The organism is Acidiferrobacter sp. SPIII_3 (genome assembly GCF_003184265.1).
Classification (GTDB): Bacteria; Pseudomonadota; Gammaproteobacteria; order Acidiferrobacterales; family Acidiferrobacteraceae; genus Acidiferrobacter.
In genome coordinates, this window is sequence record NZ_CP027663.1 from 943,890 (window position 1) to 963,485 (window position 19,596).

Genomic DNA, 19,596 nt, shown 5'->3' on the forward strand with positions numbered 1-19,596 from the left:
TAGCCGGTCATGGGTGGGGATCGTTCTAACGCTGTTACTGGCGTCCTTGCAATCGCCGGCCCAGGCCGCGAATGAACACGCGGGTCCGAGCCCGGAGCATCCCGTGGTGGGGGCGCGTACCACGCTTGCGACCACGCCCCCATCACATCCCGTGCTGAGTCCCGGTACGGCGCCGGCCATGGCGCGGAGCGGATCGACGGTGGTCAGCACGTCTCGCAGGATTCCGCCGGGCGAGATGCTGTTCAACTTTAATAACGCCAACATTCGCGCCGTGATCCGCACGGTCGCCGAGCTTACCGGCAAAAATTTCCTGGTCGATCCGCGGGTGCAGGGGAAGGTGACGATCATATCCACCACGCCCGTATCCGTGAAGGCCGCCTACCAGATCTTTGTGAGCGCCTTGAAGGCGCAAGGGTTTACGGCGGTCGCGGGCCCGGGCGGCGTGGTCAAGGTGCTGCCTCAAGCGAACGCCCGCCAGGCGGCACCGGTCAGCGGTTACTGGCCGCACGGGGGAGATCAATTGGTGACCCAGATCATACCGATCGAAGAGGGTCAGGCGGCGCAGGTCATGCCTCTGCTGCGGCCCTTGATGTCGAGTGCGGGAATCCTGTCTGTCTATGCGCCGACCAACACCCTGATCGTTACCGACGATGCCGATAATATCCGCAGGCTTTTGCGCATCGTCTATGGGATAGAGGCCGAGATGCGCGCACCTATCGCCATAGTCCCGGTGCGTTATGCGTCCGCGGTGGACATTGCCAATCTCCTGGTGCGCCTAGGCGAGGCCCAATTACCCAACGCCGCGGGCATGCCAAGCGGCAACTACAGCCCCGTCTACATCGTCCCGGATACGCGCACCAACAGCCTGCTCGTGCGTACCGCGAGCGCGAAGAAGCTCAGATTCATCGAGGCGCTCGTGCGTAGGCTTGATGCGCGCGGGGCGAGCGGGGGGACCACGCATGTGGTGTATCTCAGAAACGCCCGGGCCACCAAGATCGCAAAGATCCTGCGTGGTCTTTTGCAGGGGGAGGCGAAGGGTGCCGGCAAGCGCCCGAGCGGGCCGGTGATGCCGGTGTCCATGCCGGGTGGGCCACCAGGAGCACCCATGGTCCGCAACCGTGTCTCGGCGCGCGCCATCAAGGCCTCGCTCGTCCAGGCTGATCCGTCGATCAACGCGCTCATCATAAACGCCCCCAATGCCGTGTATGACAGCCTGCGTGGGGTGATAGCAAAGCTCGACATACGGCGGGCCCAGGTATTCGTGAAGGCGCTCATCGCCGAGGTCACGGTCGATAATACCGCCGAACTCGGCGTGCAGTGGGCGGGTGCGGCCCCGGCCGGGAGCGGCGCCGTCGGTGGTGTCACGAACTTCCCATTGACGGGCTCAGGAATCGTTTCGACCGCTGCTAGTCCTTCGAACCTGGCCAATGACGCGGGCCTTGCGCTCGGTTTCATAAGCGGCACGGTCAAGCTTGCCGGCGGACAAACGGTCGTCGGTCTGTCGGCATTTGCGCGTGCCCTGCAATCGGTCTCGGGTGTGAATGTGCTTTCGACCCCAGACCTTTTGACGCTCGACAATACCGAGGCGAAGATCATGGTCGGCCAGAATGTGCCGTTCATAACCGGAAGCTACTCCACGGCGGGAACCGTAGGTACAGTGGGCGTCAATCCATTTCAGACGGTCGAGCGCAAGAACGTGGGCCTTACGCTAAAGATCAAGCCGCAAATCACGGCTGGCAACAACATCAAGATGCAGATCTATGAAAACGTGTCGAGCATAGCGCCGAGCCTTTCCGGCGCAATCGACCTCATCACGAATAAAAGGGAACTGAAGACCACGGTGATCGTGGCCAATGGCAAGACCATAGTTCTAGGCGGCCTCATCAGTGACGAAGTCGAGAACAACTGGCAGGGCGTGCCATTATTGGACGACATACCGTGGATAGGAAACTTGTTCAGGTACCGCCAGCGCGTGAAGAAAAAGACCAACCTCATGGTTTTCCTGAAGCCTGTCATCGTGCGCAACAGCGAGCAGAGCGAAGGGTTTACGGCCTCGCGCTACGCCATGATGCAGGCCGAGGAGGACGCGGTGCGGTTTTCACGGTCGGTGATATTGCCGAATTACCATCAGCCCCACCTGGCGCCCCTGAAGGAGCATCGCGCCGGGACCGGAATGCATCCCACGCACAAAAAGGCAACGCCCGCAGGTGCCGCCCATGGTTGAGATGATCGAGCGCCCGCTGGATAAGGAGTGGGTCGGCAAGTTGCCCTACCACTTCGCCAAGCGCTATGGCGTGATGAGCGTGGGGCTTGTCGGCGAGGAAGTCGAGGTCTGGCAGCGCGCGCAGGTGCCGGGGGCGGTGCTGGCGGAACTCGAGCGCGTGCTCAGACGGCCGCTTAAGCTGAACACCGTGGGCGAAGAGGTGTTTCTGGCGGCCCTCAATACGGGCTATGCGCGCGACATGTCACAGGCCCAGCAGATCATGGGTGATCTCGACGACAAGCTCGATCTCGCCGAACTCGCGCAGCATCTGCCAAAGACCCAGGACCTTCTGGAGAGCGAGGGCGATGCCCCCGTGGTGCGCCTCATCAACGCGCTGCTCACGCAGGCGGTGCGCGAACAGGCCTCGGATATCCATGTCGAGGCGTTCGAGACCCGGTCTTTGGTGCGCTTTCGGGTGGATGGGGTGCTGCGCGACGTCATCGAACCCCAGAAGGCCGCGCATGGGGTGTTGGTTTCGCGTATCAAGATCATGTCGCGGCTCGATATCGCCGAGAAGCGCCTGCCCCAGGATGGCCGCATCACCCTGCGCCTGGCCGGCCGGCCGATCGACGTGCGTGTCTCCACCGTTCCGACCGCGCATGGCGAGCGCGTGGTCATGCGGCTTTTGGATAAGCAGGCGGGCCGTCTGAACCTGGGGGCCCTGGGGATGCCGGACGACACACTCGCAATCTTGCGCGGGCTCATCAATGAGCCGCATGGAATCTTTCTCGTGACCGGTCCGACTGGTTCGGGCAAGACCACCACACTCTATTCGGCACTGGGCGAGCTCAATACGCGCACATCGAACATCATGACCGTCGAAGATCCAGTCGAATACGAACTCGATGGCGTGGGCCAGATCCAGGTGAACCCCAAGATCGACCTGACCTTTGCCCGGGCGCTGCGCTCGATTCTGAGACAAGACCCGGACATCGTCATGATCGGCGAGATCCGCGACCTTGAGACCGCCCAGATCGCCGTGCAGGCGAGCCTTACCGGTCACCTGGTGCTTGCGACCTTGCACACCAATGATGCGGTGGGGGCCGTCACGCGCCTGGTGGATATGGGCATAGAGCCGTTTCTCGTGGCATCGACCCTCCTCGGGGTCCTGGCGCAGCGCCTCGTGCGCACCTTGTGCGGGACCTGTCATGGGCAGGCGCAGGGCGCGGCCAAGACCTGCCCGGCATGCGGCTCGACCGGATTTCAGGGGCGCACCGGGCTCTACGAGCTGCTCACCGTCGATGACTCCTTGAAGGCCCTGATTCATGACCGGGCGGCCGAGGCGCGGCTGCGCGAGGTGGCGCTTTCGCGCGGCCTGCGGACGCTCCATCAGGACGGCCTGCGGGTCGTGGCCGAGGGACGCACCACCACCGAAGAGGTTATGCGGGTCTCCCGTGACTGATTATGGCGGCATTCGAGTATGAGGCACTAGACAGCGAGGGACGCGCTGTCAAAGGGGTCATGGAGGGCGATGCCGAGCGGCGTGTCCGCGGCCTTCTGCGCGAAAAGGGTTTCATACCCGTCAAGATCGCGCCGATCGGCAAGGAACGCAGCGAACGGCGGGCGTTCCGCTGGCAGGGCGGTCTCAAGGCCGCGGAGCTTGCGCTCATCACGCGCCAGTTCGCGACCTTGGTGCGTGCCGGCCTGCCGATCGAGGAGAGCCTGCACGCCCTGACCGAACAAAGCGAGTCGGCGCGCGCCCGCAAGATCCTCGCGGCGGTACGCACCAAGGTGCGCGAGGGGCAGCCCCTGGCGCAGGCCCTGGGTGATTTCCCGGGGTCTTTTCCACCACTCTACCGGCACCTCGTGGAGGCCGGCGAACAGTCCGGAAAACTCCCGGTTATCCTGGAGAGGTTGGCCGATTACACTGAGCAGCGCCAGGCATTGACGCAGAAGGTATGGGTGGCGTTTCTCTATCCGGCACTGGTCAGCATCGTCGCCGTGGCCATCGTCGGCGGCCTGCTCGTGTATGTCGTGCCGCAGATCGCCCAGGTCTTCGTCGATAGCGGCGCGCCGCTTCCGTGGGCCACGCGGACCTTGATCGCCATCAGCCATATCGCCAAGGAGGGGGGCGTGTTGTGGCCGGCCGGCGGGCTTGCCGTCCTGCTCGTGGGCCGATGGTTGCTGCGTAAGCGGGAGCGGCGCGTCGCCTGGCAGAGGTTTTTGCTGCGCGTGCCACTGCTGGGGCGGCTCATCCGCAGCCTGAATGCGGCGCGGCTGGCGAGCACGCTCGGGATCCTGACGAGCTCCGGGATTCCGCTTTTGGCGGCGCTCGACACGGCCTTGCACGTCGTGACCAATCTGCCGATGCAGATGGCGGTCGAGGAGGCCAAGCGCCAGGTGCGCGAGGGCGGGTCGCTCGGTCGCTCGCTCGGGCGGGCCAAGCTCTTCCCGCCGCTTGTGATCCATCTGGTGAGCAGCGGCGAGGCGAGCGGGTCCCTGGATACCATGCTGGCGCGCGCCGCCGAGGCCCAGACGCGGGAACTGGAGGGCTTTGTGACGGCGCTCACGAGTCTCATCGAGCCGGTATTGATCCTGGTCATGGGGGGAATGGTGCTGTTCATCGTGCTCGCCATCCTTCTGCCGATATTCGACATGAACCAACTTATCAAGTGAACCTTATGCCCAAGAGTCAGCGGTCGCGCGGTTTTACCCTCATCGAGGTCATGGTCGTCATGGTGATCATAGGGATCCTGGCGGCGGTGATCGTGCCGAAGATCATGAACCGGCCCAATCAGGCGCGTATCGTGGCGGCCAAGAACGACATCCGTTCGATCGTGAGCGCCCTGAAACTCTATCGTCTCGACAATGGCCAATACCCGACCCAGCAGCAAGGTCTGAAGGCTTTGGTGCAGAAGCCGACCTCGGGCCCGGCGGCCCCCGACTGGCGTACCGGCGGCTATCTCCCGCGCCTGCCCGTCGACCCCTGGGGACGGCCATACCAGTATCTGAATCCCGGTATTCATGGGCGTGTGGATGTTTTCAGCTACGGGCCGCACGGCAAGGGTCATGGTATGAAGGATGTCATCGGGTCATGGCAGCTCTAGGGGGTCGGCGTGGGTTCACGCTGTTCGAGGTCCTCGTCATTCTGGCCTTGATCGGCATCATGCTGGGAGTGGTCGCGCCGCGCCTTGGTCGCGATGTCGGGGTGTCCGCGCGCCGCGAGGGTCTGCGTCTTGTGGCGCTCCTCCAGGCGGCGCGCACCCAGGCGATCGTGACCGGACGGCCGTATCGGGTGGACTTCACGACCCACGGCTATGATTTTCAGAGGCTCAACGACCACGGGCATTTCATGGCGGTCAAGGGCGCGCTGTTCCGGGCGCGGCGCCTGCCGTCGGGCGCAGTGATCAAGGGTCTCGGGAAGCGGCGCGCCGTGTTGTTCACGCCAAGCGGTCTTGGGCGCACGTTTCATTGCGAGATCGTGACGCGCCACGGACGTTTTCTTGTGTCGGGCAATGATGATGGACATGTCAAAGGCCTGGCGCGCAGCTAGGTGCGAGGGCTTCACGCTGATCGAGGTGCTGGTCGCGCTTTTCATCCTGGCGATCGCGCTGGCTGCGGTCATGCGCAATCTGACCGGCGCGATCACGACCACAGGCGCGTTGCGGGACCGGACCTTGGCGCTGTGGGTGGCCGAGAACCGGTTGACGCGCGTGGAGGCCATCGTTCATTGGCCGCCGCTCGGGCGGCGCCATACAAAGGCCCGTGAGGACGGCCGGCGGTTTCGGGTGGTGACGAAGGTCGTGACGACCCCGTTGCCGGAGATCCGGCGGGTGCGGATCACGGTCCGCCGTGTGCGGCGGCCGCAGGTCTTGATGCGGCTTGTCGGCTTCGTGCGCAAGCCATGACCTGCAACCGCGGATTCACCTTGCTCGAGATGTTGGTGGCGATCGCGATCTTCGCCATCGTCGGCGCGATCGCCTATACCGGCCTTGACCGTGCGATGGCCATCCGCGCGCAGTTAAAGAGCGTACGCGTGCGCTGGCAGGCGCGCGGGCTCGCCTACTACCGGCTGGCCAATGATCTCGCCCAGGCGCGCGGGCGGCCGGTGCGCGACGGCGCGGGTACATTGGTGCCGGCATTCATGGTGCGCCGGATGGGCCGCGGGGTGCGGCTCAACTTCACGACCGGCGGCACGCCACCGTTCGGCTCGGGTCCGGCAAGTGATCTGCGGCGCGTCGATTACACGGTCATGCATGGGCAGCTGATATGGCGGCGTTGGGCGGTCCTGGATCGCGCGCCTGGCGAGCGCCGGGCCAAGGAGGTCTTGATGCGCGGTGTGCGGAGTTTTCACGTGCGGCTGCTGGCATCCAACGGCCTATATGTGCGGAGCTGGCCGCTCGCCGGGCAGCCGGCCGCGGATCCGACGGCGGTGAAGGTGGTCCTTACCTTGAAGGGCGGGCGGCACATTCGCTGGCTGTTTGCGGTCGGCCGATGAAAAGCGAACGGGGCCTTGCGCTCATCGTGGCGCTGTTGGTGGTGGCGTTGACGGCCACCATCGCCGCCGCCCTCATGCGCGGCGAGTCGGTGTGGTTCAAGGAAAGCGCCAACGTTCGTGCGTTGTCGCAGGCGCACGCGGCCATGGACGGGGCGTTTCGGCTCGCCGCCGTGGAGGTCACCGATGAGGGGCGTCATGATCAGATCGATGATCTGACCGAGCGATGGGCCCAGCCGCTGCCGCGATTCCCGGTGGCCGGGGGGACGGTGCACGCGCTGCTCCTGGACCCGGAGGGACGCTTCAATCTGAATGATCTCGTGGTGGCGGGCAAGGAGGTGCCGACCGCGCTCGCGGTGTTTACGCGGCTCTTGCAACTCGTCGGCCTGAACCCGGAGCTGGCGCAGGCGGTGGTGGCATGGGAGATCCCGCCGGGTTCGCCCGGAGGTGGCTTCGACTCCGTGTATCTGGGGCGCCGCACGCCGTACCGGGCCGGCCGGCAGCCCTTGAGCGGGGTGAGCGAGTTACGTCTCGTGAAGGGTTTCAGTGCCAAGATCGTGCACAAGTTGCGGCCCTATATCACGGCCTTGCCGCTTGCGACGCCGATCAATGTGGACACCGCACCGGCCTTGGTGCTGGCGGCCTTGTGCCCGGGCCTCACCATAAAGCAGGCGCAGATCCTGGGCGATGAGGCGCTGCGTACGCCGTTTGCCAGCACGGCCGCATTCCAGCAGGCCCTTCCCCAGGGTGTGCAGCCGGCCTATCAGACGGCCGTGCAGACGAATTATTTTCTGGCGCATGTGACCGCCCGTTTCGGCGGCCTTGTCATGCGCCGACGGGCGCTCTTATACCGCGCGGTGCGCGGCCAGAGGACCGTTATCTTGTGGCAGGAGGCGTTATGGGAGCATCGTCGGATCAGGCATACACACACCTAAGGGGCGTTATGCGCGTCGGCATCAGCGGTCCCGCCGGTTCGGGCTCACGGTTTGGGAAATGGCGCGAACAGGCGCAGACGTGGCTGCGCGCCCCGGGGGCGCAGCCCTGGAACGTGTTTCTGACGCCGACCTTCCCCGAGGATCCGGCTGTCGAGTGGCGTGGTCCGGACGGCGAGACCGGTCGCGGGCCCCTGCGCGAACTCCCGGAGGTGGCCCGTCGGGCCACGATCCGCGTCTGGACCCCGGCCGTCGAGACCCTGCTTACGGTCGCGCAGTGGCCGGGACGCGGGCGCGCGCGCCTGGCGCAGGCCCTGCCCTATCTCCTCGAGGAACAGTTGCTGGCGGATCCCGAGTCTTTGGTGTTTTCCCACCGCGAGACCGACGCCGGGATCTTCGTGGCGGTGACCGCCAAGGAGCGGCTGGCGGCGTGGCGCGCGGCGGCAGACGAGGCCCGGCTCAGCGCGACCTTTTGTCCGGTGACCCTGGCACTCCCGTGGCGCGCGCGCAGCTGGTCGTGTCATTACAGCGACGGGCAATGGGCGGTACGCACCGGACTCTACAGTGGCTTTGGCGCCGCAAGCCCCCTGACGCGGGTTCCCGCAGCCCTTCGTCAGGCCCTCGAGGAGGCGGTAAAGACCGGGGCCGCGCCGGAGGCGATCGTATTGTTCGGGGGTGATGAGCCCTTGCGGGTGTTGATCGCGACGGAACTCGGCATCCCCGTCATCGCCGATCCACGACCGATAGCCGCGGGCGAGACACCGCCCTTTCGCCTGGGGGAGACCGGTGGTGCGGTCGGCGCGAGCGGTCTTGCGGCCATCCGCGCGTTGCGGCCGGCACTCATCGCGCTGCTTTTGGTATTCGTGCTGGGGTTTGCGCGCACGGTGTTCGATTGGGTCGAGTTCTCGCATGAGGAGGCGCGCGTCCATGCCCAGATGACATCGCTTTTTAGCGCCAACTTCCCGAACGCCCCGGTGCTCGATCCGGCGCGGCAGATGCGTCAGGGGGTGGCGCGGCTGGCGGCGCGTGCAGGCGGCGCCGCGCAGGGCTTTCTCGCGGTCCTGACCTCCGCGAGTCCGGCACTCGCGGGGCTTGCGCATGGCGATCTCACGCGCCTTCAGTATCGCCACGGCCAAGTCCGTTGCGCCGTGCGTCTCGCCAATTTCGATGCCCTCACGGCCCTAAAGCAGAATCTCGTGCGCGCCGGTCTTGCGGTGCGGGTGACGCACGTCATGAGCCACCAGGGCGGCGTCCAGGCCCTGGTCACGATCACAAGGAGATCTCCATGAAGGCCGTTACGTCGGCGGTATCCCGTATGCAATCGTTGTGGCTTGCGCGCAGCGAAAAGGAGCGTCGCCTGATGCTCCTCGGCGCTCTGATGGTCGTGCCACTTCTGTTCTACGCCATCGTCTGGCAGCCCTTGGCATCGCGCGTCTCCCACTGGGAGCATGTGCTGCCGCGGCAGCGCGCGGCGCTCGCGGTCATGCGCCGTGAGGCCTCCATGGTGCGCTCGCTGCGCGCGCACGTCGGGCATGCGCCCACCGGCACGGGGCTTTTGAGTCTTATCGAGCAGCAGGCGCAGGGCGCGGCCATCGGTGGCACGCTCGGCGAGTTGTCGCCGCGGGGCGCGCACAAGGCCGAGGCGGTATTTACCAAGGTCCCGTTCAATGCGCTGGTGCGCTTCCTGGCAGACCTGGGCGCACGCGGGGTCGAGGCGTCGCGTGTTGAACTCGCGCCTTCCGGGGTGGGGCTTGTGAGTGGCTCGGTGATCCTGGCCGCGCACTGATGAGGCGCAAGGCTCTCTATGTGCTGTTGGCGCTCGGGGCCTATGCGGTCTTTTTGCTGGTGACCGCCCCGGCGCGCGTGGTCCTGCCGGATCTGATCGGAGGCCTGCCGGCGTTTCTGCGCGTCGCCGACATCCATGGCACGATCTGGGACGGGCGGTTGGCGCTGTTTGTGTCTACGAATACCGGGACCGATCCCCTGAGCCGTGTCCGTTTCCGTTTTACGCCGTTCGCCCTCATCGAGGGTCGCGCGGGCTACGATCTGTATTTTGCCGGTGCGGTGCAGGGACATATGCGCATAGCCTTCGGGCGGAAGGTCCAGACGTTCTCGGACCTTGCCATCACCGCGCCCGCCGGTGCGCTCGCCACGCTGGTCCCGGCCGCGCAAAACTTTGGTCCCGGCGGCGATCTCGCGCTTCACGCCCGTAATCTCGTATGGGGGCCGCATCCCTCCGGCCATGGGACCTTGACCTGGGACCAGGCGGCGCTCGTGAGCGCCCCGGTGAATCCGCTGGGGAGCTATACCGCAGGTTTCGTGCTCGCAAACCAGGCCCTGGCTTACCATATTCGCACCCTGACAGGCCCGCTACGCGTGACCGGGCGCGGCCGCTACCGGCTCGCGTCCGGCGTCCTTTCATTCACCGGGGATGTGCATGGCCGGGGATTGCGTCTCGGGAGCCTTGTGCGGAACATCGGGGTCCCGGATGGCCGTGGCGGCCGCCGGGTCACCTTCCGGATGCCTTTATAGGCCCCGCCCGGATCCTCGATCGTTCGGGATGGGGGATCGCTCGAGGTGTGGTCGCGGCGGCCGGCTTTCAGACCCACCCTATGAAAGCCCCTTGCGTCATGGCCCCTTCGAGGGTGCCGAGAGCGCCCATCGTCGTTTTTCGTGGCTTGCGCTCGTTGCGGGCGACCAGCGCCATAAGTCGTGGCTGCTTCATAGACCGGGATCGGGGGAATCGGGGGTCCTTGAAAATCCCGACAGCCAAGCCTCGTGTTGTCCCGCAAAGTCGCAAGAACACCAGAGTGTCCGATATTATAGGCGTGCGCTGATGCGTCTCGGCCGTCCACGGTTTGTTCTTGTCCCATCATTTCGTTTGTCCCATGCTGCGGTCGATGGATTGGCCGGTCCGCCATGTCGCGATGCTTGGGGACCCGTCGAACTGCAGCGTACGATCATGACGGTATCGGCAGGACGCAGGTGAACCGGGGACCATCCCATCCGGCCAGAGGGCGTACGCCCGTATGGGCATGCGGGGCGGTAGCGGTCGGGTGGCTACGGGTCCTGGACTGCATTACCGCTTCGTGGCGCGCATCCAAACCGTTTCCAGCCACCTCTTAGCGGCCGATAGGTCCTGTCGGGGACGTCGGAGGAGCGGAGATGATATACATCAAGAATGTGCCGGTATGGGAGCGGGCCGTGCGTCTGGGCGTGGGCGGCGGACTGGCGATCTATGGGCTTACGGAGGTCGGCGGGCTTTGGGGTGTGGGTATGCTGGTGGGGGCGCTGGGGCTCGCGCTGACCGGAGTGTTGGGATTTTGTCCGGCCTGTGCCCTCGCCGGTCGCCGATTGGAGCGGCGTGGTGTGAGTGAATCGAGGCCGAGGGTGCCATGATTGATACACGGATACTGGCGCCGGTAATCGTGGCCGCTCAGGAGGGTGACGCCGCGGCGCTCGATCAACTGCTGCGCGCCTGCCATCCGGATGTACGGCGTTATGCCTATCGGCATTGCCTTATCAGCGATGTCGATGACGCCGTGCAGGAAGCGCTTCTCGTCCTCTCTCGCCGCCTGCGCTCGTTACGTGCGGTGGCGGCGTTTCCCGGGTGGTTGTTTACCATTGTACGGCGGGAATGCCGGCGCCTGGAGCGGCATGTTTTCGGGCTCGATGTCTTCGATGAGGCGCGCATGGAAGAGTGGTTGGCCACGTGCCCCGACGAGGCGTTGCGCGTTGATCTGGTCTGCGCCCTCGAATCGTTGCCCGCCCATTACCGCGAGGTGGTCCTTTTGCGGGACTTTGCGGGGCTCACCATTGGGGCGTTGGCGACGCGCCTTGCCTTGAGCCCGGCGGCTGTGAAGAGCCGGCTCCATCGCGCACGCGAGCTTGTGCGGGAGTATCTGATCGCCTGATGGCTGAGGTAATGGGATGGTCGCCCCCTCCCTAACCGGCATCAAGAGTGCCAAGGTGGAGTGTGTGACATACCACTGACAGGAAGGAGGCGACAATGAAGGTTACAACGGTAGGAGTGGATCTCGCAAAGGCCGTTTTTGCGGTTCATGGGGTGGATGGCCGGGGCAAGGTGGTGTTCCGGAAAAGCCTCAAGCGCGCTCAGGTTCTCACATTCTTCGCCAACCTAGAGCCCTGCTTGATCGGCATGGAGGCCTGTGGCAGTGCCCATCATTGGGCCCGCAAGCTCTCGGCTCTCGGACACACCGTGAAGCTGATGGCCCCGCAGTTCGTCAAGCCCTATGTGCGGACGAACAAGAGCGATGCCGCCGACGCTGAAGCGATCTGTGAAGCCGTGGCGCGCCCCAACATGCGCTTTGTGCCCATAAAAACCATCGAGAATCAGGCGGTCCTGGCCCTCCATCGCGCCCGTCAAGGATTCGTCAAGGCGCGCACCGCACAAGCCAATCAGATCCGGGGGTTGCTGTCAGAGTTTGGACTCGTGATCCCGCAAGGCGTCGCGTCTATCGCCAAACAGGTCCCACGGATCCTTGAAGATGCCGAGAACGGCCTACCCGACACGCTGCGCGCATTGATCGCCCGGCTGGCCACCCATCTGAAGGAACTCGACTGCCAGGTGGACGAACTCGAATCTCAGATTCAGGCTTGGCACCGGCAGAACGCCGAGAGCCGAAGACTCGCAGAGATACCGGGCATCGGCCCGATCACAGCCACGGCCCTCGTGGCCTCGATTGGTGATGCGAAGACCTTCGCCAATGGCCGGCAACTCGCGGCCTGGCTTGGGCTCGCGCCCCGACAGCATTCGAGTGGCGGCAAACCCACGCTTCTTGGTATCAGCAAGCGCGGAGACGTGTACCTTCGGACACTTCTTATTCACGGGGCGCGCGCCGTGATTCGCGCGTCCGTAGCGAGGCTCACGCAAGAGGCGTGGCTAAAGCGCCTTCTCGATCGCCGCCCCAAAAACGTGGCGGCCGTGGCGCTTGCCAACAAGAACGCGCGCATGGTGTGGGCGCTCCTGGCTCATGGACGGACTTACCGTCCGGGCGGTAGGACTTCGCCTCTTGCGGCCTAGGTATGCCTTAAGAGGCCCGGCAGGGCATGAGATGAGTGATGTGATGAACCGAGGGTTATAGGAGGCAAGCTCCCACGATTGCACAGGCAATCATGACGTGATGGCAATGAGGTCGGACCGTGAACGGCGAAACCTACTGGGGTCCATGGCACCATGAGTGCGATGAGGTGATGAGGCGCCGTTTCGCATATTCCATCAGGGACAGAAACACAGGTCTCATCAAAAGTCCGGATGTATGGCTGCAATCGATTCTCTTTGACGTCAAGGATTGAATGCTTGGCAAACAGGGGGCGACCGTTTGCCATCCGGATATGGGCGCGGCGCTTTCTTACCCCGGTCCGCCGGCCACCCGGTCCGCGGCCAGTGATCGGGCCACGGCCTCGGCGGCCTTGATGCCGTCGACCGCCGCCGACAGGATGCCACCGGCGTAGCCGGCGCCCTCGCCTGTGGGGTAGAGGCCACGGGTATTGCGGCTTTGGTGATCATCGTTGCGGGTGATGCGCAGCGGGGCGGATGTGCGTGTCTCGACGCCGGTCAAGACGGCATCGGGGAGTGCGAAGCCTGTTATCTTGCGCGCGAACGCTGGCAGGGCCTCACGCAGGGCGTCGATGGCATAGCCGGGCAGGGCCTCGCCCAGGTCGCCGAAGCGCACCCCGGGCTGGTAGGAGGGGATGACATCGCCGGGCCCGTGACTCGCCCGGCCTTCGAGGAAGTCCGCGAGACGTTGGGCCGGGGCCTCGTAGGTCCCCCCGCCCAGGGCGAACGCCTGTTCCTCCCAATGGCGCTGGAAGGCCACTCCGGCGAGGACGTCGTCGCCGGCGAAGTCGGCCGCTGTCACGCCCACCACGATGGCACTATTGGCGTTGCGCTCGTTGCGCGAATATTGGCTCATGCCGTTGGTGACCACCCGCCCCGGCTCGGAGGCCGCGGCCACCACCGTACCGCCCGGGCACATGCAGAAACTGTAGACCGGGCGGCCGTTGGAGGCGCGGTAGGCGAGCTTGTAATCGGCGGCGCCAAGCAGCGGGTGACCCGCGTGGCGCCCGAAGCGGCAACGATCGATGAGCGATTGCGGGTGCTCTATGCGCAGGCCGATCGCAAACGGCTTGGGTTCCAGGAATACCCCGCGCTCGTGCAGCATAGCGAAGGTGTCGCGCGCGCTATGGCCTATGGCGAGTATGACGTGACTGGCCTCGAGGGTGCGGCCGTCGGCGAGCGTGAGAGCGCGCATGGCGCCGCCCGTACGGTCGATGTCGACCACCCGGCTTTCGAAACGGACCTCTCCGCCCAGATGTTCAATGGTCGCGCGCATGCGCTCGACGACCCCCACCAGGCGGAAGGTGCCGATGTGGGGCTTGCTGATCGTGAGGATCTCGGGGGGTGCGCCGGCGCGCACGAACTCCTCCAGGACCTTATGCCCGTAGTGATAGGGATCGCTGATCTGGCTATGGAGCTTGCCGTCGGAAAAGGTCCCGGCGCCCCCCTCGCCGAATTGCACATTCGACTCCGGGTTCAGCACCTTCCCACGCCACAAGGCGAAGGTATCGGCGGTGCGTGCGCGGACCGGCTTGCCGCGCTCTAGGATGATGGGGCAAAGGCCCATCTGTGCGAGCAAGAGTCCCGCGAACAGGCCGGCGGGTCCGAGGCCCACGACCACCGGCCGCGGGCGTGGCGGACGGGATGCATGCACCGGCGGCTGGTAGCGGGTGTCGGGGCGCGCGACGATGCGCGGGTCTTTGTGGTGACGCGCCAGCAGTCGTGCATCGTCACCTGTGGTCACATCGATCGTGTAGACGAGCATGATGCGATCCGGCTTTCGCGCATCATAGCCGCGGCGGGCGATGGTGTAAGAGCGCAGCTCGGCCGCCGGCACGCGGAGCGCTCGGGTGATGGCGATACGTAGCGCGTGTTCGTCGTGATCCAAGGGGAGTCGGACTTCAAGCAGCCGTAACATCAAAAATGTCCGTAGGCGGTTTGGCAGGTATTCACGCGCGATGCTTGGCGCACGTCGCGGGGCCCCACTGTACCCGATTTCCGTGACCCGTGTCTGCCGGCGGCGTGCCGCACCGGCCGAGTCTTAGTCCCGGGTCGCGGAGGTCATTGTCCGGCGGCCCCTGGCGCGGTCGCGCCCGATGGCCGCGCTTTGTGACGCGCGTGGCGTTTCGGGTTATCTTTAGGGGGTGGCCGGCGGCATGCGGGCGGGATCAGATCAAGGTCCCGGGCCGCGTACGGCTACAGCATAGCGGGGTCGGGGACGGCAGTTGGGCCTTCCGCGTACGATCGGGCCTTGCGCGCCCATAGCACAGCCACTTCGGGATCGGATCATGTCAGTCGATGAGAACACACAGAAAGCCGCCTCCGCCACGCCCACGCTGCGCTTGGCGCGCGGCTGGCGTTACGAGGATCTTTTCCCGCGCGAGGGGCTTGCGCGCCTCGATGGCGAGTTTTTGGACCATGTCCAGGCGCGCGACGCCGAGCTTGCGGCGCGCTTGCGCGCCTTCCGCGCCGGGGCCGCTGCCGAGTCGGCGGTGGCGCATAGTGCCTTCCTGTTGGCGGTGGCCGCGCATATCGACGCGTTCATGGCCGAGCTCTTTGGGATCGAGGGCGAGGTGGCGGCCCTGCATGGCGCGACCGTGAGCCATGACGGCGTCATGCAGTTCAAGAAGCAGTTTGTGCAGCGCCGGGCGCGGCGTTATCGCGGGGACTTCCCGCAAAGCTTCGCGGATCTCAATGCCTGGCTCGATGACGAGGCGCGCAAACGCGGCCTGCCGCAAAGCGACCGGGAATGGGCGATCGCGCGCCTGGGCGAGGAGTGGCTGGCCGACGAGAAGGGTCACGAGGCTGAGATCACGCGTCTTACCCAATGGTGCGCCATGGTCTTGAACGATGGCGATATCCGCGCCCAATTCTCGGGCTGGGCGAGCTTTGTGCTCCCCGAGCGCGTGGACCATACCCATCTCGTGCCCGTGAACCGCGTCGAGCGCTACGGCGTCGATATGGCCGAGGGGGCGCAGACCGGGTTCCGGCGCCGCGACGGCTTCCATCTGACCGACCTGCGCATGGACGCGCGTCACATCCAGAGCGAGGCCCACTATTGCCTGTACTGTCATGACCACGACGGTGACTTCTGTTCGAAGGGCTTTCCCGAGAAGAAGGGTGTCCCCGAGCTCGGGCTCAAGGTCGATCCCCTGGGTGTGACGCTCACCGGCTGCCCCCTGGAAGAAAAGATCTCGGAGATGAATCTTCTGCGCCGCGACGGCCTGAATATCGCCGCGCTCGCCATGGTGATGATCGACAACCCCATGGTTCCGGCCACAGGGCACCGGATCTGCAACGATTGCATGAAGGGCTGCATCTATCAGAAGCAGGACGCGGTCAACATCCCGCAGATCGAGACGCGGGTGCTCACCGATGTCCTCGATCTCCCCTGGGGTGTCGAGATCTACGATCTGCTGCTGCGCTGGAACCCCCTGCTCCAGCACGACCCTCTCCCCGGCATCGACAACGGCCGCAAGGTGCTGGTGGTGGGTATGGGTCCGGCGGGCTTCACCATGGCTCACTATCTGAGCCGCGCCGGCTGCGCGGTGCTTGGGGTCGACGGGCTCAAGATCGAACCGCTGCCCGAGGCGATCGTGGCCGGCCCCGTGGCGTCCTGGAGGCAGCTGACCGAGGACCTCGATGAGCGCATCCTGCTTGGTTTCGGTGGGGTCGCCGAATATGGCATCACGGTGCGCTGGGACAAGAACTTCCTGAAGCTCATCTATCTCAGCCTCGCGCGCCGTCCACGCCTGCGTATCACGGGGGGCGTGCGCTTCGGCGGGACGATACGTGTCGATGATGCCTGGGCGCTCGGCTTCGATCACATCTGTATCGCCACCGGGGCCGGCCTGCCACGCGTCATACCCATGACCAATAGTCTCGCCCGCGGCATGCGTCAGGCCAGTGATTTTCTGATGGCCCTGCAGCTTACGGGTGCGGGCAAGGACACGAGCCTCGCCAACCTGCAGGTGCGGCTCCCGGCGGTCGTCATAGGCGGCGGGCTCACCGCCGTCGATACTGCGACCGAGGTCCAGACGTATTACATAAAGCAGGTGAGCAAGATACTGACGCGCTACGAGACCATGGTCGAGACCCTCGGGGTGGAGGCGGTGCGCAAGGGTCTGCCGCCCGAGGACGAGGGCATCCTGGATGAGTTCCTGGCTCATGGTCGGGCGGTCCGCGCCGAGCGGGAACGTGCCGAGCGCGCGGGCGAGGCCCCCAATTTCATACCACTGTTGCGTTCCTGGGGCGGGGTGACGCTTGCCTATCGCAAGGGGATGAACAATTCACCCGCCTACACGCGCAATCACGAGGAGCTGATCAAGGCCTTGCAGGAGGGACTGTATTACGCCGAGGGCCTGGATCCATTGCGCGCCGATTTGGACGCTTACGGACACGTCCAGGCATTGGTCCTGCGGCGCATGCGCGAGGTGGAAGGCCGCTGGGTGACCGGCGATCAGGAGGTGAAGCTCCCGGCGCGCACCGTCCTGGTGGCCGCCGGAACGGTCCCCAACACCATCTATGAACGCGAATATCCGGGCACCTTCGTGCTTGACGGCGATCATTTCGAGGGCCATGTCGCTCATGGGGACCACTTGCAGGCGGTGCAGGTGGCGCCGCATTGCAAGGCCCCGGAGACTGGGCCCTTTACCTCCTATGAGAAGGACGCCTACCGTGTGAGCTTCTTGGGTGACACCCACGCCGCCTTTCATGGCAGCGTGGTAAAAGCCGTGGCCTCGAGCAAGAGCGCCTTCCCTCAAGTCATGGCGGTGCTCGCGGCCATGCCGCGACCGGCGGTCGACGAGTCGCCGGCGGTGTTCCTCGGGCGCATGCGTGAGCTCTTTGAACCGCGAGTGGTGGCCATCGACAAGTCCAACCCGGCGGTGGCGGAGATCTGGATCAAGGCCCCCATGGCCGCCCGCAACTTCCGGCCCGGCCAGTTCTTCCGGCTGCAGACCTTCGAGTCGCGAAGCCCGGTCGTTGCCAATACCCGCCTGCAGGTCCCGGTGATCACCGTGAGCGGCACGGGCGTGGAAGATGACCGCGTGCGCCTCATGGTCTTGCAATGGGGTGCGGGCGCGCGCGTCGCCGGGGCCTTGAAACCCGGCGACCCGCTCATCCTCATGGGGCCCACCGGCGCGCCGACCGACATCCCGTCGGGGCAGACGATCCTGGTGGTGGCCGGGCGTTGGGGGGCGGCGGTCATGCTCGACATCGGCCCGGCGCTGCGCGCCGCCGGCAACCGCGTGGTCTACGTCGCGGCGTTTGCCAAGGCCTCGGAGCTCGATAACCAGGACGGTCTCGAGGAGGCCGCCGACCAGATCGTGTGGTGTACGGCGCAGGGTCCGCGTATCGCATCGCGTCGCCCGCAGGACCGGTCGGTCGAGGCCACCGATATGGTCGCGCTGCTGACACAATATGCCGAAGGCACCCTCGACCTGTCCGCCGACGCCGCCGCGCTATCGTCCGTCGATCGCATCCTGGTCATGGGGTCGACGGGTCTCCTGAAGGCCTTCCAGACGGCCCTGAAGGGGGTGTTGCAGCCGCTTTTCAAGCCCGGCGTGAAGGCCATAGCGACCGTCGGCAGCCCCATGCAATGCATGATGAAGGGGGTGTGCGCGCAGTGCCTGCAATGGCAGATCGATCCGGCGACCGGCCTGCGCACGCGCGCGGTGTTTTCGTGCGCCGAACAAGACCAGCCGCTCGCCCGGGTCGATCTCGAGAATCTCGCCGCCCGCCAGGGTCAGAACCGTCTTTCGGAGCGACTCAGCAACCAGTGGCTGTCGATCGTGCTCGATAGGGCGGCATCGCGTAAGGGCGAGGCCTGATCGGGGGCCTCGGACCCTATGGTGCCCGTGAGGTGAGGCGCGGCGTGATTTAGGGCGCTGCGCCCCAGATCCTGAGAGGGCAGTGAATGGCGGCGCGCGTGAAGTCATGGTCGGCGGTGAGTAATGTCAGATCATAACGGATGCATAGCTGAGCGAGCAGCGCATCAATAGTGCCGAGCTGGACCCCATGGCGACGGCAGAGGTTACGGAGGAGGGCCGCGTCAATGTGGTCTCTGCGATCTGGCGCCAGATAGGGTAAGGCCCGGAACCGTTCGACGATGGCATCGCCCGCCCGCGCCCCCGAGAAGCCTTGAAGCAGCTCTTGAAGCACGATGCCCGTGGTGACGAGCACTTCGCCGTTTTCCAGGGCGCGGCGTAACGCCAGGACCTCGGGACACGCAACGGGTATATCGCGTCGCAAGGCCAGCGACCAGACGCTGGTATCGACAAAAAGACTCACGGGCGCGAGCGCTCGTCCTTGTAGTCGAATGTCTCGTCCCAGTCGAGCGCTCCCATCAGATCCAGCAACTGCCTTTGCGTGCGCCGCGCGATGAACTCCTTTAGGGCGCGCGTCACGGCCGCCTTCTTGGTTTTTTCCCCGCTCACCGCCAGCGCCTGTTCGAGAAGCTCGGGGTCCAGAGACAGATTGGTCGCCATATTACCCCCACATCACACAATGGACCACACATAATCCTACACAATGGTCCCGGCCCCCGCAACTCTCGTGCGAATGCCGGCGGCCTTAACGTTTTTAACCGCGCGCGAAGTCGCGCTGGCACTGAGCAAAGAGCCGGCGCGCCGCGCGTCTGGGGAGAGTGAGGCCCACCTCGCGATTGCGATGAAGGTTCGAGGGGCTTTAAGTTCTCCGAGCCTATGAACGCCTGTGTGGGCTCTGCGATGAGCTTGGCATGAAGATAGGGGGTGCGCAGGAAGCGCACATGCACGCCCTGGGAGGCGACATAGCGCGCGATGCGCCGATGATAGCGATTGAGGCGCGTGGGCAGCAGCAGGTCCGCGGACGGCTCCTTGGCGCCGAGCGCGGCGAGTATCGGCCG

General features: G+C 65.3%; 18 protein-coding genes. 15 read left to right on the forward strand and 3 right to left on the reverse strand.

Annotation, left to right across the window (positions count from 1 at the left end; all coding sequences use genetic code 11):
• The first annotated feature begins 13 nt into the window (after window positions 1-13).
• From gspD to C4901_RS05035, 14 genes are all read left to right on the forward strand, one after another.
• Window positions 14-2,224 carry a type II secretion system secretin GspD gene (gene gspD / locus C4901_RS04970; protein ID WP_168185552.1) on the forward strand — a complete coding sequence of 737 codons (2,211 nt, stop codon included), beginning with the start codon at window positions 14-16 and terminating at the stop codon, window positions 2,222-2,224.
• A complete protein-coding gene (gene gspE, locus C4901_RS04975; RefSeq protein ID WP_110138526.1) occupies window positions 2,217-3,665 on the forward strand; it encodes a type II secretion system ATPase GspE in 1,449 nt (482 codons plus the stop codon). Before gspD ends, gspE begins: the two co-directional genes overlap by 8 nt.
• A 2-nt stretch (window positions 3,666-3,667) precedes the next feature.
• Window positions 3,668-4,879, forward strand: a complete 1,212-nt coding sequence (gene gspF, locus C4901_RS04980; protein WP_110136396.1) for a type II secretion system inner membrane protein GspF — start codon at window positions 3,668-3,670, stop codon at window positions 4,877-4,879.
• A 5-nt stretch (window positions 4,880-4,884) separates the two neighbouring features.
• A complete protein-coding gene (gene gspG, locus C4901_RS04985) occupies window positions 4,885-5,310 on the forward strand; it encodes a type II secretion system major pseudopilin GspG (RefSeq protein ID WP_110136397.1) in 426 nt (141 codons plus the stop codon).
• Window positions 5,298-5,756 carry a GspH/FimT family pseudopilin gene (locus C4901_RS04990; RefSeq protein WP_110136398.1) on the forward strand — a complete coding sequence of 153 codons (459 nt, stop codon included), beginning with the start codon at window positions 5,298-5,300 and terminating at the stop codon, window positions 5,754-5,756. The genes gspG and C4901_RS04990 overlap by 13 nt, the downstream gene beginning before the upstream one ends.
• Window positions 5,731-6,111 (forward strand): type II secretion system minor pseudopilin GspI, encoded by a 381-nt coding sequence (gspI, locus tag C4901_RS04995; protein WP_168185553.1) that lies wholly within the window; start codon window positions 5,731-5,733, stop codon window positions 6,109-6,111. The genes C4901_RS04990 and gspI overlap by 26 nt, the downstream gene beginning before the upstream one ends.
• Window positions 6,108-6,701, forward strand: coding sequence for a type II secretion system minor pseudopilin GspJ (gene gspJ, locus C4901_RS05000; protein WP_110136400.1), 594 nt, complete (start codon window positions 6,108-6,110; stop codon window positions 6,699-6,701). The genes gspI and gspJ overlap by 4 nt, the downstream gene beginning before the upstream one ends.
• A complete protein-coding gene (gene gspK, locus C4901_RS05005) occupies window positions 6,698-7,633 on the forward strand; it encodes a type II secretion system minor pseudopilin GspK (RefSeq protein ID WP_110136401.1) in 936 nt (311 codons plus the stop codon). The genes gspJ and gspK overlap by 4 nt, the downstream gene beginning before the upstream one ends.
• Before the next feature lie 8 nt (window positions 7,634-7,641).
• Complete coding sequence (gene gspL / locus C4901_RS05010) at window positions 7,642-8,919, forward strand: type II secretion system protein GspL (protein WP_168185554.1); 1,278 nt, start codon at window positions 7,642-7,644, stop codon at window positions 8,917-8,919.
• Entirely contained in the window at window positions 8,916-9,416 is a 501-nt protein-coding gene (gene gspM, locus C4901_RS05015; protein ID WP_110136403.1) for a type II secretion system protein GspM, read from the forward strand. The genes gspL and gspM overlap by 4 nt, the downstream gene beginning before the upstream one ends.
• Complete coding sequence (gspN, locus tag C4901_RS05020; RefSeq protein WP_110136404.1) at window positions 9,416-10,162, forward strand: type II secretion system protein N; 747 nt, start codon at window positions 9,416-9,418, stop codon at window positions 10,160-10,162. The genes gspM and gspN overlap by 1 nt, the downstream gene beginning before the upstream one ends.
• A gap of 633 nt (window positions 10,163-10,795) precedes the next feature.
• Window positions 10,796-11,029, forward strand: coding sequence for a DUF2892 domain-containing protein (locus C4901_RS05025; protein ID WP_110136405.1), 234 nt, complete (start codon window positions 10,796-10,798; stop codon window positions 11,027-11,029).
• The gene (locus C4901_RS05030) at window positions 11,026-11,544 is read left to right on the forward strand and encodes an RNA polymerase sigma factor (protein WP_110136406.1); all 519 of its coding nucleotides are present in this window, start codon (window positions 11,026-11,028) and stop codon (window positions 11,542-11,544) included. The genes C4901_RS05025 and C4901_RS05030 overlap by 4 nt, the downstream gene beginning before the upstream one ends.
• Before the next feature lie 95 nt (window positions 11,545-11,639).
• The gene (locus tag C4901_RS05035) at window positions 11,640-12,674 is read left to right on the forward strand and encodes an IS110 family transposase (protein ID WP_110136407.1); all 1,035 of its coding nucleotides are present in this window, start codon (window positions 11,640-11,642) and stop codon (window positions 12,672-12,674) included.
• Window positions 12,675-13,002: 328 nt separating this feature from the next.
• Here the strand turns inward: C4901_RS05035 and C4901_RS05040 are convergent, their stop codons facing one another.
• Complete coding sequence (locus tag C4901_RS05040) at window positions 13,003-14,628, reverse strand: NAD(P)/FAD-dependent oxidoreductase (RefSeq protein WP_110136408.1); 1,626 nt, start codon at window positions 14,626-14,628, stop codon at window positions 13,003-13,005.
• Window positions 14,629-14,998: 370 nt separating this feature from the next.
• On the opposite strand from C4901_RS05040, the gene C4901_RS05045 reads away from it, so the two are divergent.
• Entirely contained in the window at window positions 14,999-18,541 is a 3,543-nt protein-coding gene (locus C4901_RS05045) for an FAD-dependent oxidoreductase (RefSeq protein WP_110136409.1), read from the forward strand.
• 49 nt (window positions 18,542-18,590) lie between these two features.
• On the opposite strand, the gene C4901_RS05050 is transcribed toward C4901_RS05045, so the two are convergent.
• Both C4901_RS05050 and C4901_RS05055 read right to left on the reverse strand, forming a co-directional pair.
• Window positions 18,591-19,001 carry a PIN domain-containing protein gene (locus tag C4901_RS05050; protein ID WP_110136410.1) on the reverse strand — a complete coding sequence of 137 codons (411 nt, stop codon included), beginning with the start codon at window positions 18,999-19,001 and terminating at the stop codon, window positions 18,591-18,593.
• Window positions 18,998-19,198, reverse strand: coding sequence for a type II toxin-antitoxin system VapB family antitoxin (locus C4901_RS05055; RefSeq protein WP_110136411.1), 201 nt, complete (start codon window positions 19,196-19,198; stop codon window positions 18,998-19,000). The genes C4901_RS05050 and C4901_RS05055 overlap by 4 nt, the downstream gene beginning before the upstream one ends.
• Window positions 19,199-19,596 lie beyond the last annotated feature (398 nt).

Bases quoted from the DNA above. Each gene is read 5' to 3' on its own strand.
- gspE (WP_110138526.1), top strand. From the start codon at position 2,217: ATGGTTGAGATGATCGAGCGCCCGCTGGATAAGGAGTGGGTCGGCAAG.
- gspF (WP_110136396.1), top strand. From the start codon at position 3,668: ATGGCGGCATTCGAGTATGAGGCACTAGACAGCGAGGGACGCGCTGTC.
- gspG (WP_110136397.1), top strand. From the start codon at position 4,885: ATGCCCAAGAGTCAGCGGTCGCGCGGTTTTACCCTCATCGAGGTCATG.
- C4901_RS04990 (WP_110136398.1), top strand. From the start codon at position 5,298: ATGGCAGCTCTAGGGGGTCGGCGTGGGTTCACGCTGTTCGAGGTCCTC.
- gspI (WP_168185553.1), top strand. From the start codon at position 5,731: ATGTCAAAGGCCTGGCGCGCAGCTAGGTGCGAGGGCTTCACGCTGATC.
- gspJ (WP_110136400.1), top strand. From the start codon at position 6,108: ATGACCTGCAACCGCGGATTCACCTTGCTCGAGATGTTGGTGGCGATC.
- gspK (WP_110136401.1), top strand. From the start codon at position 6,698: ATGAAAAGCGAACGGGGCCTTGCGCTCATCGTGGCGCTGTTGGTGGTG.
- gspL (WP_168185554.1), top strand. From the start codon at position 7,642: ATGCGCGTCGGCATCAGCGGTCCCGCCGGTTCGGGCTCACGGTTTGGG.
- gspM (WP_110136403.1), top strand. From the start codon at position 8,916: ATGAAGGCCGTTACGTCGGCGGTATCCCGTATGCAATCGTTGTGGCTT.
- gspN (WP_110136404.1), top strand. From the start codon at position 9,416: ATGAGGCGCAAGGCTCTCTATGTGCTGTTGGCGCTCGGGGCCTATGCG.
- C4901_RS05025 (WP_110136405.1), top strand. From the start codon at position 10,796: ATGATATACATCAAGAATGTGCCGGTATGGGAGCGGGCCGTGCGTCTG.
- C4901_RS05030 (WP_110136406.1), top strand. From the start codon at position 11,026: ATGATTGATACACGGATACTGGCGCCGGTAATCGTGGCCGCTCAGGAG.
- C4901_RS05035 (WP_110136407.1), top strand. From the start codon at position 11,640: ATGAAGGTTACAACGGTAGGAGTGGATCTCGCAAAGGCCGTTTTTGCG.
- C4901_RS05040 (WP_110136408.1), bottom strand. From the start codon at position 14,628: ATGTTACGGCTGCTTGAAGTCCGACTCCCCTTGGATCACGACGAACAC.
- C4901_RS05045 (WP_110136409.1), top strand. From the start codon at position 14,999: ATGTCAGTCGATGAGAACACACAGAAAGCCGCCTCCGCCACGCCCACG.
- C4901_RS05055 (WP_110136411.1), bottom strand. From the start codon at position 19,198: ATGGCGACCAATCTGTCTCTGGACCCCGAGCTTCTCGAACAGGCGCTG.